Genomic DNA, 13,110 nt, shown 5'->3' with positions numbered 1-13,110 from the left:
TCGCCACGTGCGATGCTCCAACTTCCCGCAAGGAGACACCTTACATAAAGGGGGATGGAGTCATGGCATTTGACTTCACGGGCAAGACCGCGATTGTCACGGGCGGCACTCAGGGCATTGGCCTCGAGATCGCCAAGGGCATCGTCGCGGGCGGCGGACATGTCGCGCTCATCGCAAGGAACGCTGCTAAGGGCGAGGCCGCAGTGGCCGAGCTTGGCGAGGGCAACAAGTTCTATCAGCTCGATGTCGCCGATGCGCCCAAGGCGCGCGAGACCGTCGAGCAGATTTTTACGGACCTGCCGCAAACCAACATCTTGATTAACTGCGCTGGCGTCATCAGCACCAAGAAGTTCGACGAGATCGATGACACCGAGTGGCGCCGCACTATCGATATCAACCTCAACGGTACCTTCACTATGATGAACGCCGTGTACCCGCACTTTAAGGCGGCGCATGCCGGCACTATCGTCAACGTGAGCTCCGTTGCTGGCAAGATCGGCGGCGGCCTGCTTGGCACCGCTGCCTACGCGAGCTCCAAGGCCGGTGTCAACGGCCTTACCAAGGCGGTCGCCAAGGAGGGCGGCAAGTTTGGCGTTCGCTGCAACGCCGTGTGCCCGTCGCTCACGTTGACCGATATGACCTCGATTCTCTCTGACGAGAACTCTCAGCGCATCATCAACGGTATTCCTCTGGGCCGCGCTGCCCAGGCCAGCGAGCCTGCGCAGATGGTGCTGTTCTTCGCTTCCGACCTCGCCAGCTTCGTGAACGGCGAGATCGGTGACTGCGACGGCGGCATCGTCCTGGACGGGTAATACCCCGCGATGATTATTCGGCGACGGCTCCTGCGACTCGGGACCGTCGCCTTCTTTCTGACATAGGCGCGTGCGGCTACGATTCGCATGCATCCAAAGGAGATATATATGAGTGAATCGACTGCGGTGGAGGCGCCGGCGGCAAAGGAGCCGTTCTTTAAGATGTCCTCCATCCCGGGTGCCAATATTTTGGTGCCGCTTTTGCTGGGCTGCCTGCTCAACACGCTATTCCCCGACCTGTTCAAAACGCTCGGCAGCTTTACGCTTGGTATGACCCAGCAGGGCGCAGGCCCGCTCGTGGGCGCTTTTTTGCTCATCGTCGGTACGACGATTTCGTTTAAGAGTGCTCCTGCCGCCGCTGCACGCGGCGCCATCATCATCGCCGTCAAGCAGATCGTGGTCGTTGCCGTGTCGCTGCTCATCCTTTATGTGTTCAACGACAACCTGTTTGGCATCTCTGCCATGGTGATGCTGGCGGCTTGCACCGGCGCCAACAACGCTATGTACGCTGGTCTGATGGGCACCATGGGCAATGAGGCCGAGCGTGGCGCTGTCGCCATCACCACGCTCGTTGTCGGCCCTCCGGTCACGATGATCGTGCTCGGCGCTGCCGGTCAGGCTCCGATCGGCTGGTCGCTCGTGGGTGCCATTCTGCCGATCGTCATCGGCATTATTCTGGGTAACCTGTTCCCCAGCTTTAAGAAGATGATGGCACCGGCACTTTCCGCCATCATCGTGCTCGTCTTCTTTGCCATGGGCTCGACCATGACCTTTGGCCAGCTCATTAATGGCGGTCTCCCCGGTATTCTGCTCGGTGTGATCTGCTCGGTGGTCTTTGCAATTCCCGTCATCGCGGTCGATAAGCTCACGGGTGGTACGGGTGTCGCAGGTGCGGCCATTTCGAGCTGCGCCGGAGCCAATGTGGCCACGCCTGCTGCCATGGCAAGCGTCAACGGGGCCATGTACGGCGGCGCCGTGCTCGCGACGGCTACGGCACAGGTTGCCGCCTGCGCAATCGTGACGGCTATTTTGACCCCGCTGGTCACCAGCTGGTGCTACAAGCATTTTGAGGGCCAGGGCAACGGCAATAGCAAGGCAACGACCGACAAGGCCGCCGCAGCCGCCTAATGCCAAGCGGCAATCAAAGCTAAAAACTAGCTACGCCACAGGGCGGCCACGGGGGATCCCGTGGCCGCCCTGCAGTTTCTGTAGGGTCTCTGAGACACTTTACCCTGCTAAAGCTGGCATAACAGCTAGAGCGAACGTCGTACAAAGGCAAGGAAAATAACATACAAATCGGTGAACGGTAGTTGTTCGCGCTCGCATTTCCTGCGGGTTTGTAAAAAACGCCCTTATGATATAAAAAAAGAAACATATAACAGCCCAGATGGAGAGGGTCGCTATGTTATCCTTCTCAGACGGGTGAAATCTTGGGTTTTGGGTTGTAGTTCCAAGGTGGACAAACGTTTTCTCTGCACCAGCGTGTGGTGAAGAACGGAAGAAGCCGGTAGTGCAAGCCGAACATTCAAGAATTCAATAAGCAGCGGTGTGAGAGAGCGCCGCATTACACGTAACTAGGAGCGTGGTTACACAATGCAGGAGGCATGGGAAGGCTTCAAGGAAGGCATCTGGACGGGAGAAGTTGACGTCCGAGACTTCATCCAGAAGAACTACACCCCCTACGAGGGCGACGAGTCGTTCCTCGTCGGTCCGACCGAGCGTACCAAGGAGCTGTGGGGCGAGGTTCTCGACCTGCTGCTTAAGGAGCGCGAACAGGGCGGTGTCCTCGATATGGACACCAAGATCGTCACGGGTATCGTGAGCCACCCCGCTGGCTACATCGATAACGCCCACCGCGAGAAGGAGACTATCGTCGGCCTCCAGACCGACAAGCCGCTCAAGCGCGCGCTGCACGTCAACGGTGGTATCCGCATCGCTTGCCAGGCTGCCAGCCAGCACGGCTACAAGGTCGACGAGAACGTTGTCGAGCGCTACACCTTCGAGCGCAAGACCCACAACGCCGGCGTCTTCGATGTTTACACCCCCGAGATGCGTGCTTGCCGCTCGGCCCACATCATCACCGGTCTGCCCGATGGCTATGGCCGCGGCCGCATCATCGGCGACTACCGTCGTGTCGCCCTGTACGGTGTCGACTACCTGATCAAGGACAAGGAGGCCCAGAAGGCTTCCACCCCGACGGTCATGACCGCCGACAACATCCGCGATCGTGAGGAGCTGCAGGAGCAGATCCGCGCCCTCGGCGAGCTTAAGATGATGGCCGAGACCTATGGTTTCGATATTTCCAACCCTGCTACCAACACGCAGGAGGCCATCCAGTGGATGTACTTCGCCTACCTCGCTGCCGTCAAGGAGCAGAACGGCGCCGCTATGTCCATCGGCCGTACCTCCACGTTCATCGACATCTACGCTGAGCGCGACCTTGCCAACGGTACCTTCACCGAGGAGCAGATCCAGGAGTTCGTGGATCACTTCATCATGAAGCTTCGCATGGTCAAGTTTGCCCGTACCCCCGAGTACCAGGCCCTGTTCACCGGCGACCCGCAGTGGGTCACCGAGTCCATCGGCGGCATGGGTGTCGACGGCCGTACGCTCGTTACCAAGATGAGCTACCGCTACCTGCACACGCTCGAGAACATGGGCACCAGCCCCGAGCCCAACATGACCGTTCTGTGGTCGACCCGTCTGCCCGAGAACTTCAAGAAGTTCTGCGCCAAGACTTCTGTCGCTAGCTCCTCGATCCAGTACGAGAACGACGACCTCATGCGCGTCTATCATGGCGACGACTACGGCATCGCCTGCTGCGTGTCCTCCATGCGCATCGGCAAGGAGATGCAGTTCTTCGGCGCTCGCGCCAACCTGGCCAAGTGCCTGCTGTACGCACTCAACGGCGGTGTTGACGAGGTCTCCAAGAAGCAGGTCGGCCCCAAGTATCGCGCCGTCGAGGGCGATACGCTCGATTACGACGACGTTGTGGCCAAGTACAACGACATGATGAAGTGGCTCGCTGGCGTGTACGTCAACTCGCTGAACATCATTCACTACATGCACGACAAATATTGCTACGAGCGCATCCAGATGGCTCTGCACGACAAGCACGTGCACCGCTGGTTCGCTACGGGCATCGCTGGCCTTTCCGTCGTGGCTGACTCCCTGTCCGCCATCAAGTACGCCAAGGTCCACCCCGTCCGTGATGAGAACGGCATCATCGTCGACTTCGAGACCGAGGGCGAGTTCCCCAAGTACGGTAACGACGACGACCGCGTCGACCAGATCGCTCACGACGTTGTGCACCAGTTCATGGAGTACATCCGCATGAACGATACCTACCGCAACTCCGTGCCTACGACCTCGGTTCTGACCATTACCTCCAACGTCGTGTACGGTAAGAAGACCGGCTCCACGCCCGACGGCCGCAAGGCTGGCCAGCCGTTCGCCCCGGGTGCTAACCCCATGCACAAGCGCGATAGCCACGGCGCCATCGCTTCGCTGTCTTCGGTTTCCAAGCTCCCGTTCCGCGATGCTCAGGACGGCATCTCCAACACCTTCTCCATCATCCCGAGTGCGCTCGGCAAGGAGGACCAGGTGTTCTTTGGCGATATCGACCTTGATCAGCTGGGCGAGTAACTATTGTTAGTGCTATACTAACAATAACGATTACTGATTAGTGCGCCGGTTTCGGCCGGCGCCTATTAATCGAAGGAGACACATTATGAAGGTTTCTGAAGTTTCCGAGACTCAGGCCGATAACCTGGTCCACATGCTCGACGCTTACGCCGAGAAGGGTGGCCACCACCTGAACATCAACGTCTTCAACCGTGAGACGCTGCTCGACGCTCAGGCTCACCCCGAGAAGTATCCGCAGCTGACCATCCGCGTTTCCGGCTACGCCGTGAACTTCCACACGCTCACCAAGGAGCAGCAGGACGAGGTCATTGCGCGTACCTTCCACGACAAGTTCTAAAGGGACTCAACTCCCACCGGAGACCCGGTAAGGCCTACGCACTTTGCCTCTCAAACGTCCTCGCCGCTTCGCGGCTGCGGAATGTTTGCGAGACAAAGTGCTCCCGGCCTTGCCGGGTCTCCTGCGTTGTCGTCCTTTAGGGAACCACGCTAAATTAAATTGATGTCCTCGGACATGCAAAGAGGCTCGCTGCGCACTTCGTGCGGCGAGCCTCTTTGCGTCCTGCGGAATGTTTTGGGAGGTAGCCCAAACAGCCCCGGCTGGGGTCCTGTGTAGTCACCCTTTAGGCGGAACTCTCCTAATTATTTGGATGAGTCGTTTACTTACTTGTACTGTTACCGTCTTCCCGCTCTTGTTGGGGTATGCTTTGTTCGTATGTAAACGTATGACATGTTGATGGGGGAGGGTGCTATGGCTCGCGAGGGCGCTCGTTCTAAGGATTCGGCTAAGCCTGGCATCAAGGAAGTTGCAGCGGTGGCGGGGGTTTCGCCTACTACGGTATCTCGCGTGCTTAATAATCGCGGCTATATTAGCCAAGAGACCCGCGATAAGGTCCATGCCGCGATGAAGCGCATCAACTATACGCCCAACGATATCGCCCGTGCCATGCTCAACGGTCGCCTGAATCTAATAGGTATGATAGTCCCCTATGTCAGCAGCCCGTTTCATGCCCAAGCGGTCCAAGCCGTTGAGCGTACCCTGGCCGAAAACGGTTTTAAGATGTTGCTGTGCAATAGCGCCAATCGACCTGATCTTGAGCGTTCTTATATCGATATGCTTCGGCGCAATATGGTTGATGGCGTCATCGTCAACTCGCTTAATATCGGTGCCGAGGCGTATGCCGAGATGGGCTTGAGTCTGGTTGGTATCGACTGCGACCTTGGCGAGACCTCTGTTCAGATTGCGAGCGACAGCTATGGCATCGGCGAACTTGCCACGCGTCGCCTGATTGATGACGGGTGTTCGCGCATCTTGTGCCTGCGCAACAATAGCCGCATGCGCATGCCTGCCAATAAGCGTACCGATGCCTACCACGATGTTGTGGAGCAGGCCGGTTTGCCCGCGCTTGTCCGTGAGGTCGAGTTCGTTAAGTCCGATGACGAAAAGAGTGCGGTCGTTGCGAAGATCCTCGATGAGAACCCCGATATTGACGGCATCTTTGCGGGAGACGACACGATGGCGGCCATCTGCCTCAACGTGATGAAGCGGCGCGGCTTGAGCGCTCCGGACGATATTAAGGTCGTGGGCGCGGATGGCGCCCGCCGCACTATGACGTTTATGCCTGACTTAACAACCGTTCGTCAAGATATCGATCGCATCGGAGAGCTCGCGGCGCAATCCATCATCGCTCTTGTTAACGGTGAAAAGCCCGAATCGAATACCAAGCTCCCCGTTGAACTCATTGAGGGCAAAACCGCGTAGTTCATCCCGTGCCAAAAGAATTCCTCAAACGCCTCTGATGACCGTTCGCCGCCATATGTCAACCGTTTGCCGACGACTGGAACTGCGAAAAGACGTATTAGTGTGAAAACGTTTGACATATGAAAACGATTGACATATCTTGCAGTTGTACCGAGTTAGTATCTTGTGGGAAAGGAAGTCTCGGATGCACAAGGTGTATTACCAGCCTGAGGGAATTTGGGTAGGCGACATCATGCCGTACGGCGAGGACGGCACGTTCTATCTCTATCACCAGCGTGACACGCGAAACCCCGGTCCTTTCGGAGAGCCGTTTGGTTGGGCACTCGCGACGACCAAGGATTTCGTCAACTACAAGGACTTTGGCGAGAGCCTTGAGCGTGGCGGCGACGAGGAAGTCGACCAGTATGTTTATGCCGGCACGGTGTTTAAGGTGGGCGACAAGTACCATGCGCTCTACACTGGTTGCAATCGCGATAAGGTCCGCGCACGCTTGATGAAGCAGGTTCTTCTTCACGCAACGAGTGACGACGCCGTCAAGTGGGAGAAGAACATCGCCGAGACGCTGCTTCCGCCCCAGGAAGGTTACGATGACCGCAACTGGCGCGATCCCTTTGTGCTTTGGGATGAGGAGAACGAAGAGTACATGCTCATCCTCGGCACGCGCGTGGGCGAGGACAAGCGTCTGATGACCGGGCGTCTGGTCAAGTTCACCTCCAAGGACCTGGATACCTGGGAGTTCCAGGGCGACTGGTGGAATCCGGGCCTTTACACCATGTTCGAGATGCCTGATCTCTTTAAGATGGGCGACTGGTGGTATCTGGTGTTCTCCGAGTACAGTGATGGCAACAAGACCCGTTACCGCATGTCTCGCTCCATCAACGGTCCTTGGATCACTCCTGCTGACGATTCATTCGATGGCCGCGCGTACTATGCCGCGCGTACCGCATTTGATGGCGAGCGCCGCGTTCTCTTTGGTTGGGTTCCTACGCGTGACGAGGGTGGCGATCCCAGCTCTTACCTGTGGGGTGGCACCTTTATGCCTCTCGAGATCGTTCAGCGTGCCGACGGAACGCTCGGCACCAAGCTCCCTGACAGCATGCTTGGCGCCTTTGGCGAGGCTAAGGCAGTCGAGGCCTTTGAGCTTTCCTGCGAGTCGGGCAAGGTCGAGCAGGTGCTCGCCGCGGATGCCGGTTCCACCTATATGCTCGATGCCGACATCGAGCTCGCCGGTGACGCTGCCGGCTTCTCGGTCAAGTTCGCCGAGGACGCCGAGACCGGTCTTGCCTATGAGTTCCGCGCCAACCTGCGCGAGGGCAAGCTCGAGTTCACGCCGGCTCCCCAGTACCCGTGGTTCCAGGTCAACAACATGGGCCTCGAGCGTCCGTTGTTCTTTAAGGGCGAGGGCACTCATCATGTGCGCCTGGTCGTTGACGACGATATCGCGACCATCTTTGTCGATGATGTTGCGCTTAACGCTCGATTCTGCAATAAGCAGGGCCAGGGTGTGGCGCTGACGGTCACCGACGGTACGCTTAAGTGCGCAAATGCAACGATCGCGTCTCTGTAATGGCATCAAAACGTCTTATGATTTCGTAAAGGAATGGAGAGGAACATGGACTACAAAGTAGTGTCTCAGCAAGTCGTCGATAACGTCGGCGGTCTGGAGAACATCGAGGGCGCCACGCATTGCGTTACGCGTCTGCGTCTGGTGCTCAAGGATACGAGCAAGTACAACAAGGCCGAGCTCGAGAACATCGATGGCGTCAAGGGCGTGCTGTACAACAGCGGCCAGCTCATGATCATCTTCGGTACCGGTACCGTCAACAAGGTTTACGATGAGTTTATGGCTCTGACGGGCGTTAAGGAGATTAGCGCTTCCGAGGTCAAGGGCGCCGAGGCGGACAAGAAGGGCAAGTTCTTCTCGGTCCTCAAGGTATTCTCGGACATCTTTATCCCCATCATTCCCGCTTTCGTCGGCGCTGCTATCATCATCGGCCTTAAGTCGCTGATTGTTGCCAACGGCCTCTTTGGCATGGAGGGCAGCCTCGCCGATCACAGCGAGTTCCTCAAGAACCTCGCAAGCTTCTTTGCCATTATCGCCACCACCTTCGACTACCTACCTGTCCTGGTTATGTACAGCGCGGTCAAGCGTTTTGGCGGTAACCCGATCCTGGGCATCCTCGTCGGTATCGTCATGGTTCACCCGAGCCTTATGAACCGTAACACGTTCGTTATGGACCCGACGGGTGCTGAGTACTGGAACTTCGGTCCGCTCTCCATTCCCATGGTTGCTTTCCAGGGCGGCGTGTTCCCTGCAATCCTGACTGCCTGGTTTATGGCCAAGGTCGAGAAGATTGCCCAGAAGTACATCCCCGAGGTCGTTTCGTTCGTCTTTGTCCCGACCGTTACCCTGATTCTTGCTAACGTCGCCCTGTTCACCGTGTTCGGCCCGCTCGGCAACCTGATCGGCGACGTCCTCGCCGGCGTAATCGATATCCTGTACAACAGGATGGGCGTCTTCGGTGCCTTTGTCTTTGCCGCATTCCTGCAGCCGCTCGTCGTTACCGGTACGCATCAGTTCATCCAGGGTATCGAGGCAAACCTCGTTGCCACGACTGGCTTCAACTACATCCAGGCAATCTGGTCGGTTTCCATCATCGCCCAGGGCGGCGGCGCCATCGGCATGTACCTCATTCACAAGAAGCATTCCAAAGAGCGCAACATCTGCATGTCGTCCTTTATCCCGACGCTGGTCGGTATCTCCGAGCCCGCAATCTTTGCTGCAAACATGCGCTACTCGATCATCCCGTTCATCTGCGCTTGCATCGGTGCAGGCTGCGGCGGTGCCTTCGTGAAGCTCTTTGAGGTGCGCGCCATCGGTCAGGGTCTGACCGGCGTGCTTGGCCTGCTCATCGTTACGCCCGAGACGCTCGTGTGGTATGTGGCTGGCAATCTCATCGCCTTCATCGTGCCGATCGTCTTGATCTTTGCCTACAACAAGGCAAAGGGCGTGCCGACCACCGATGAAGAGGGCGCTGGCGCTGGCTTCGACGTTAGCTTCTAGTTGAGCCGTTCAGCGTAATGTGCGGATAAGTCCATTTGGGGAAGGGCGTTCGGCTCGTGTGAGTCGAGCGTCCTTTCCCATAGACGAGAAAGTCAACGGCGATGTTTAATCAAAAAAATAAGGTGACATGCGCGGACTATGAGCAGTGGCGTGCCGGACAGGATGAGACGGTGGCTCGCATCGCATCCGACCCCGATAGGCTTTTGTTCCATGTGGAGCCTGAGCTTGGCTGGCTCAACGACCCCAATGGTTTGGTTCAGATTGGTGATACGTATCACATCTATCATCAATACGATCCGTTCGATGCTGCGCATGGCGGTCCAGTGCTTTGGAACCATCTGACGACAAAGGATTTTGTGACGTACGAGAATCACGGCCCCGTGCTGTTCCCCGATTCCGATTTGGATTCGAGCGGAGCGTATTCTGGTTCTGCCTTTGTACGTGATGGCAAGATTCACTACTTCTATACCGGCAACGTCAAGCATTTTGACCGCGATGATTACGACTACGTGTTGACGGGCCGTGAGCAAAACCAGATTCATATGGTTGCCGAGAATCCCGACGAATTGGGCGAGAAGCGCATGGCTGTTGGACCAGTCGATTACCCCGACGATATCGGTACGCACGTGCGCGACCCCAAGATCCTTGAGCACGATGGTATCTACTACATGGTTCTGGGCGCTCGTACGAAAGACGACCGTGGCTGCGTGCTTGTCTATACTTCGCGTGATTTAGGGGTCTGGAGCTATGCGACGCGCATTGAGCTGGGCGAGAAGTTTGGCTTTATGTGGGAGTGCCCTGATCTGTTTGAGCTTGATGGCGAGCTTATTCTCGTTTGCTGTCCGCAGGGTGTGCCTGCCGATGGTTGGCGTTACCGCAATCCGCATCAGTGCGTGTGGTTCCCCATCGAGGCCGATTGGGAGGCGCCGAGCTTTAAAATCGTCGGGAAGGGCATGCCCCCGATGGTCGATGCCGGTTTTGATTTCTATGCTCCGCAGTCCTTTGAGGATGCTGCAGGCCGGCGATTGATGATCGGATGGTCGGGTTGCCCCGATGCGACGGCGGAAAACCCGACGGTGGCGCGCGGGTGGCAGTGCGCGTTGACGGTGCCGCGAGAGCTGAGCATGCGCGATGGTAAGCTCTGCCAGCAGCCGGCGCACGAGATTGAGAGGATGCGCGGCGACTGCGTTCGCACGACAGGCGGTGAAACCGTTGAGGAGCCGGGCCGCCTGTTTGATCTCGTGGTTTCCTGTGAGGGCGCCAAGATGGTTGAGCTCGAGATTCGCAAGGGTGTCTTTGTGCGCTATGCGGACGGGATGCTTACCCTCGACATGGGTGACGAAGGCTATGGGCGCGACCAGAGGTCGATTGAGCTCGGCGAGCTTCGCGACCTGCGCGTGCTTTCGGACACTACGATGGTCGAGATTTTTGCCAACGGCGGTGAGGCGGCACTTACGAGCCGTACCTATTCGTCGGCGGTTCCGGCGATGGCGCTGCACGCCGAGGGCGCGGCGTCGATGGATTTCTACCGCCTCGCTCATTAACCGTGCATGGAGCACGATTGGACTTGTTGGGCGGAATGTGTCGCAGTTGCCGCGGCCAACTACCGTTTATCGCGTATAGCGACCGTTTGCGGAATAAGTAACACTCCTTAATAAACCGTGTAAAATCTCAGTTAAGCACGGAGTTTTCCAGGGAGACGCTGTCCTTTGTTATGTGCAAAGGGCGGCGTCTCTTTGGCGCTTAGATGCCGTTGTGCAACAGCGCGACGCGCGTGTCATGTATTGAAAAGCCAATGTCGAGATGGGTCGTGATAAGAATGGGCAAGTATGTAATCGTGGTTGAGTCTGGGTCGGATGTAACGCCGGAGCTCTGCGAGCGCTACGGCATCGTGCGCGTGCCCATGCATGTCACGATTGGTGACGAGACCGTCGAGGACGGCTCGATCGATCCGCTCGAGATTTATTCGCGCTGCAACGAGTTTGGTGTGATGCCCAAGACCAGTGGCTGTTCGCCAGCGGATTTTGCGCATGTGTACGACCGCATCCATGCCGAGCAACCCGACGCGACTATTTTGCATCTTGCATATTCCGAGGCCACGACCTGTTCGCATCAGTCCTCTAAGATTGCGGCCCAGGGGCGCGACTACGTGTTCTCCATGGACACACGCTTTGTCTCGGTGGGCCAGTCGCTCGTTGTCGTCGAGACCGCCAAATACATCGAGGCTCACCCCGATGTCACCGTCGACGAGATCTTTGCATTTACGAACTCCGTCATGGACCGCGTACTGTTGGGCTTTGTTCCTACCGACCTTGCCTTCCTTAAGGCAGGTGGCCGCTTGTCCAACGTCGCGTTCCTAGGCGCCCATCTGCTCAAGATTAAGCCCTGCATTGAGGTGACGGGCGGCAAGTTCGTGGCGACCAAGAAGTTCCGCGGTTCTATGCTTAAGTGCGCCCGTGCCTTTATTGATCACATGGTAGAGAAGGGCGAGATCGACTACTCGCATATTGGCCTGGCGTATTCGGTGGGTCTTTCCGAGGAGTTGCGCGACGACATGGAAGTCTATGCACACGATCTTGGCTTTAAGGACGTTACCTGGACTCAGGTCGGCGGCGTCATTTCGAGCCACTGCGGCCCGACTGCTTTCGGCGCGGTGCTCACGCTTAAGGCGTAAAGGCCTCAGACGAGCGTTCTTCAGTCTGACATCTCGAAGTAGACCCCAGCCATGGTGATGGGGGATAGATTAAAACGTGCCATTCTAGCCCGAGACGTTTAAACGCAAACGCATAGGCTAGAATGGCTCTGGCATTTTAATTGGTTGCATCCAAGGAGAGGCAAGGTAGCGCGAATGGCAGAAATGACGCTTGAGGGTGTGGACGCTCGTCCCGAGGACTCTGCGTTTGCCCTTGGCCGCGTGCATTCAATCGAGACGATGGGAACGGTCGACGGACCCGGCATTCGCTTTGTGGTGTTTGTCCAGGGCTGTCCCATGCGCTGCGCGTATTGTCACAATCCCGATACCTGGTCTGTTAACGGCGGCACCATGGTGACCGTCGAACACCTGATGGATGAGTTCCAGAGTAACCACGAGTTCTATCGCAGCGGTGGCATTACGGTGTCCGGCGGCGAGCCGCTCCTACAGCCTGAGTTTTTGGCCGACCTGTTCTGTGCCATGCACAACAACCCCGATGGTCGCGTGCATACCTGCTTGGATAGCTGTGGCTATGCGTTCGATCCCGCGCATCCCGAGAAGTTCGATGCCGTACTCAACGAGACCGATATGGTGCTGCTCGACATTAAGCACGCCGATCCCGTCGAGCATAAAAAGCTGACCGGTTGTGATCCCGCACGCATCCTGGCGTTTGGCGATGAGCTTGCACGTCGCAAGATTAAGGTCGTTATCCGCCACGTGGTGGTGCCGGGCATTACCGACACGGTGGAGGAATGCGAGAAGCTTGGTTGCCTGATCGCTCCATGGCACAACGTGGTGGGTTTGGAGATGCTGCCGTATCACACGATGGGTGTCGTCAAGTACGAGCAACTGGGCATTCCCTATAAGCTTGAGGGCGTGCCCCAGATGGATACCGCGCGCATGCCCGAGTTGCGCAATGCCGTCATGACGGGCATGAAAAAGCGCCGCGCCGAACTCAAAAACGCCATCGGCTAGCGTGCCATTTTTGCCCCTTTATGATATCCGAGCTGCACTGGCTTCACTCATTGGGGACAGACTTAAATGAGTGCCCCTGGGCACCAAGTTGATTGCCAAAGAGCCCCGTCCTTAAAAGACTGCTCTCTGGGTTGCGGTGAGATGCGCAACAGAATCGTGCCAT

The 13,110-nt window shown here is 57.3% G+C and carries 10 protein-coding genes; all 10 read left to right on the top strand.

The annotated features are described in order from the left end of the window. The first annotated feature begins 62 nt into the window (after positions 1–62). The 10 genes from GXM19_RS06215 to pflA all read left to right on the top strand — a co-directional run bounded on the left by GXM19_RS06215 (position 63) and on the right by pflA (position 12,947). The gene (locus tag GXM19_RS06215; protein ID WP_006234857.1) at positions 63–812 is read left to right on the top strand and encodes an SDR family NAD(P)-dependent oxidoreductase; all 750 of its coding nucleotides are present in this window, start codon (positions 63–65) and stop codon (positions 810–812) included. A gap of 108 nt (positions 813–920) precedes the next feature. Then, the gene (locus GXM19_RS06210) at positions 921–1,940 is read left to right on the top strand and encodes a 2-keto-3-deoxygluconate permease (RefSeq protein WP_040358952.1); all 1,020 of its coding nucleotides are present in this window, start codon (positions 921–923) and stop codon (positions 1,938–1,940) included. Positions 1,941–2,405: 465 nt separating this feature from the next. Then, positions 2,406–4,457 (top strand): formate C-acetyltransferase, encoded by a 2,052-nt coding sequence (gene pflB / locus GXM19_RS06205; RefSeq protein WP_006234859.1) that lies wholly within the window; start codon positions 2,406–2,408, stop codon positions 4,455–4,457. 85 nt (positions 4,458–4,542) lie between these two features. Next, positions 4,543–4,794 carry an autonomous glycyl radical cofactor GrcA3 gene (grcA3, locus tag GXM19_RS06200; RefSeq protein WP_006234861.1) on the top strand — a complete coding sequence of 84 codons (252 nt, stop codon included), beginning with the start codon at positions 4,543–4,545 and terminating at the stop codon, positions 4,792–4,794. 411 nt (positions 4,795–5,205) lie between these two features. After that, complete coding sequence (locus GXM19_RS06195; protein WP_050766109.1) at positions 5,206–6,216, top strand: LacI family DNA-binding transcriptional regulator; 1,011 nt, start codon at positions 5,206–5,208, stop codon at positions 6,214–6,216. A gap of 184 nt (positions 6,217–6,400) precedes the next feature. Beyond that, positions 6,401–7,783 carry a family 43 glycosylhydrolase gene (locus tag GXM19_RS06190; protein ID WP_006234864.1) on the top strand — a complete coding sequence of 461 codons (1,383 nt, stop codon included), beginning with the start codon at positions 6,401–6,403 and terminating at the stop codon, positions 7,781–7,783. Between the two features lie 45 nt (positions 7,784–7,828). Further along, positions 7,829–9,280, top strand: coding sequence for a PTS transporter subunit EIIC (locus GXM19_RS06185; protein ID WP_040358954.1), 1,452 nt, complete (start codon positions 7,829–7,831; stop codon positions 9,278–9,280). A gap of 170 nt (positions 9,281–9,450) precedes the next feature. Next, positions 9,451–10,824: a glycoside hydrolase family 32 protein gene (locus tag GXM19_RS06180; protein ID WP_193684739.1), complete on the top strand. Its 1,374-nt coding sequence runs from the start codon at positions 9,451–9,453 to the stop codon at positions 10,822–10,824. Positions 10,825–11,099: 275 nt separating this feature from the next. After that, positions 11,100–11,954 (top strand): DegV family protein, encoded by an 855-nt coding sequence (locus tag GXM19_RS06175; RefSeq protein WP_040358955.1) that lies wholly within the window; start codon positions 11,100–11,102, stop codon positions 11,952–11,954. Positions 11,955–12,128: 174 nt separating this feature from the next. After that, positions 12,129–12,947: a pyruvate formate-lyase-activating protein gene (gene pflA, locus GXM19_RS06170; protein ID WP_006234868.1), complete on the top strand. Its 819-nt coding sequence runs from the start codon at positions 12,129–12,131 to the stop codon at positions 12,945–12,947. Positions 12,948–13,110: the final 163 nt, after the last annotated feature.

It is taken from the genome of Collinsella aerofaciens ATCC 25986 (genome assembly GCF_010509075.1).
In the GTDB taxonomy this organism is placed as follows: domain Bacteria; phylum Actinomycetota; class Coriobacteriia; order Coriobacteriales; family Coriobacteriaceae; genus Collinsella; species Collinsella aerofaciens.
The sequence above is the reverse complement of the archived record's forward strand: the minus strand, read 5'-3'. Positions and strand labels throughout refer to the sequence as shown.

What these genes read in the sequence shown, in the direction of transcription:
- pflA (WP_006234868.1), top strand. Translation starts at nt 12,129, where the DNA reads ATGGCAGAAATGACGCTTGAGGGTGTGGACGCTCGTCCCGAGGACTCT.
- GXM19_RS06175 (WP_040358955.1), top strand. Translation starts at nt 11,100, where the DNA reads ATGGGCAAGTATGTAATCGTGGTTGAGTCTGGGTCGGATGTAACGCCG.
- GXM19_RS06190 (WP_006234864.1), top strand. Translation starts at nt 6,401, where the DNA reads ATGCACAAGGTGTATTACCAGCCTGAGGGAATTTGGGTAGGCGACATC.
- GXM19_RS06185 (WP_040358954.1), top strand. Translation starts at nt 7,829, where the DNA reads ATGGACTACAAAGTAGTGTCTCAGCAAGTCGTCGATAACGTCGGCGGT.
- GXM19_RS06195 (WP_050766109.1), top strand. Translation starts at nt 5,206, where the DNA reads ATGGCTCGCGAGGGCGCTCGTTCTAAGGATTCGGCTAAGCCTGGCATC.
- GXM19_RS06210 (WP_040358952.1), top strand. Translation starts at nt 921, where the DNA reads ATGAGTGAATCGACTGCGGTGGAGGCGCCGGCGGCAAAGGAGCCGTTC.
- grcA3 (WP_006234861.1), top strand. Translation starts at nt 4,543, where the DNA reads ATGAAGGTTTCTGAAGTTTCCGAGACTCAGGCCGATAACCTGGTCCAC.
- pflB (WP_006234859.1), top strand. Translation starts at nt 2,406, where the DNA reads ATGCAGGAGGCATGGGAAGGCTTCAAGGAAGGCATCTGGACGGGAGAA.
- GXM19_RS06215 (WP_006234857.1), top strand. Translation starts at nt 63, where the DNA reads ATGGCATTTGACTTCACGGGCAAGACCGCGATTGTCACGGGCGGCACT.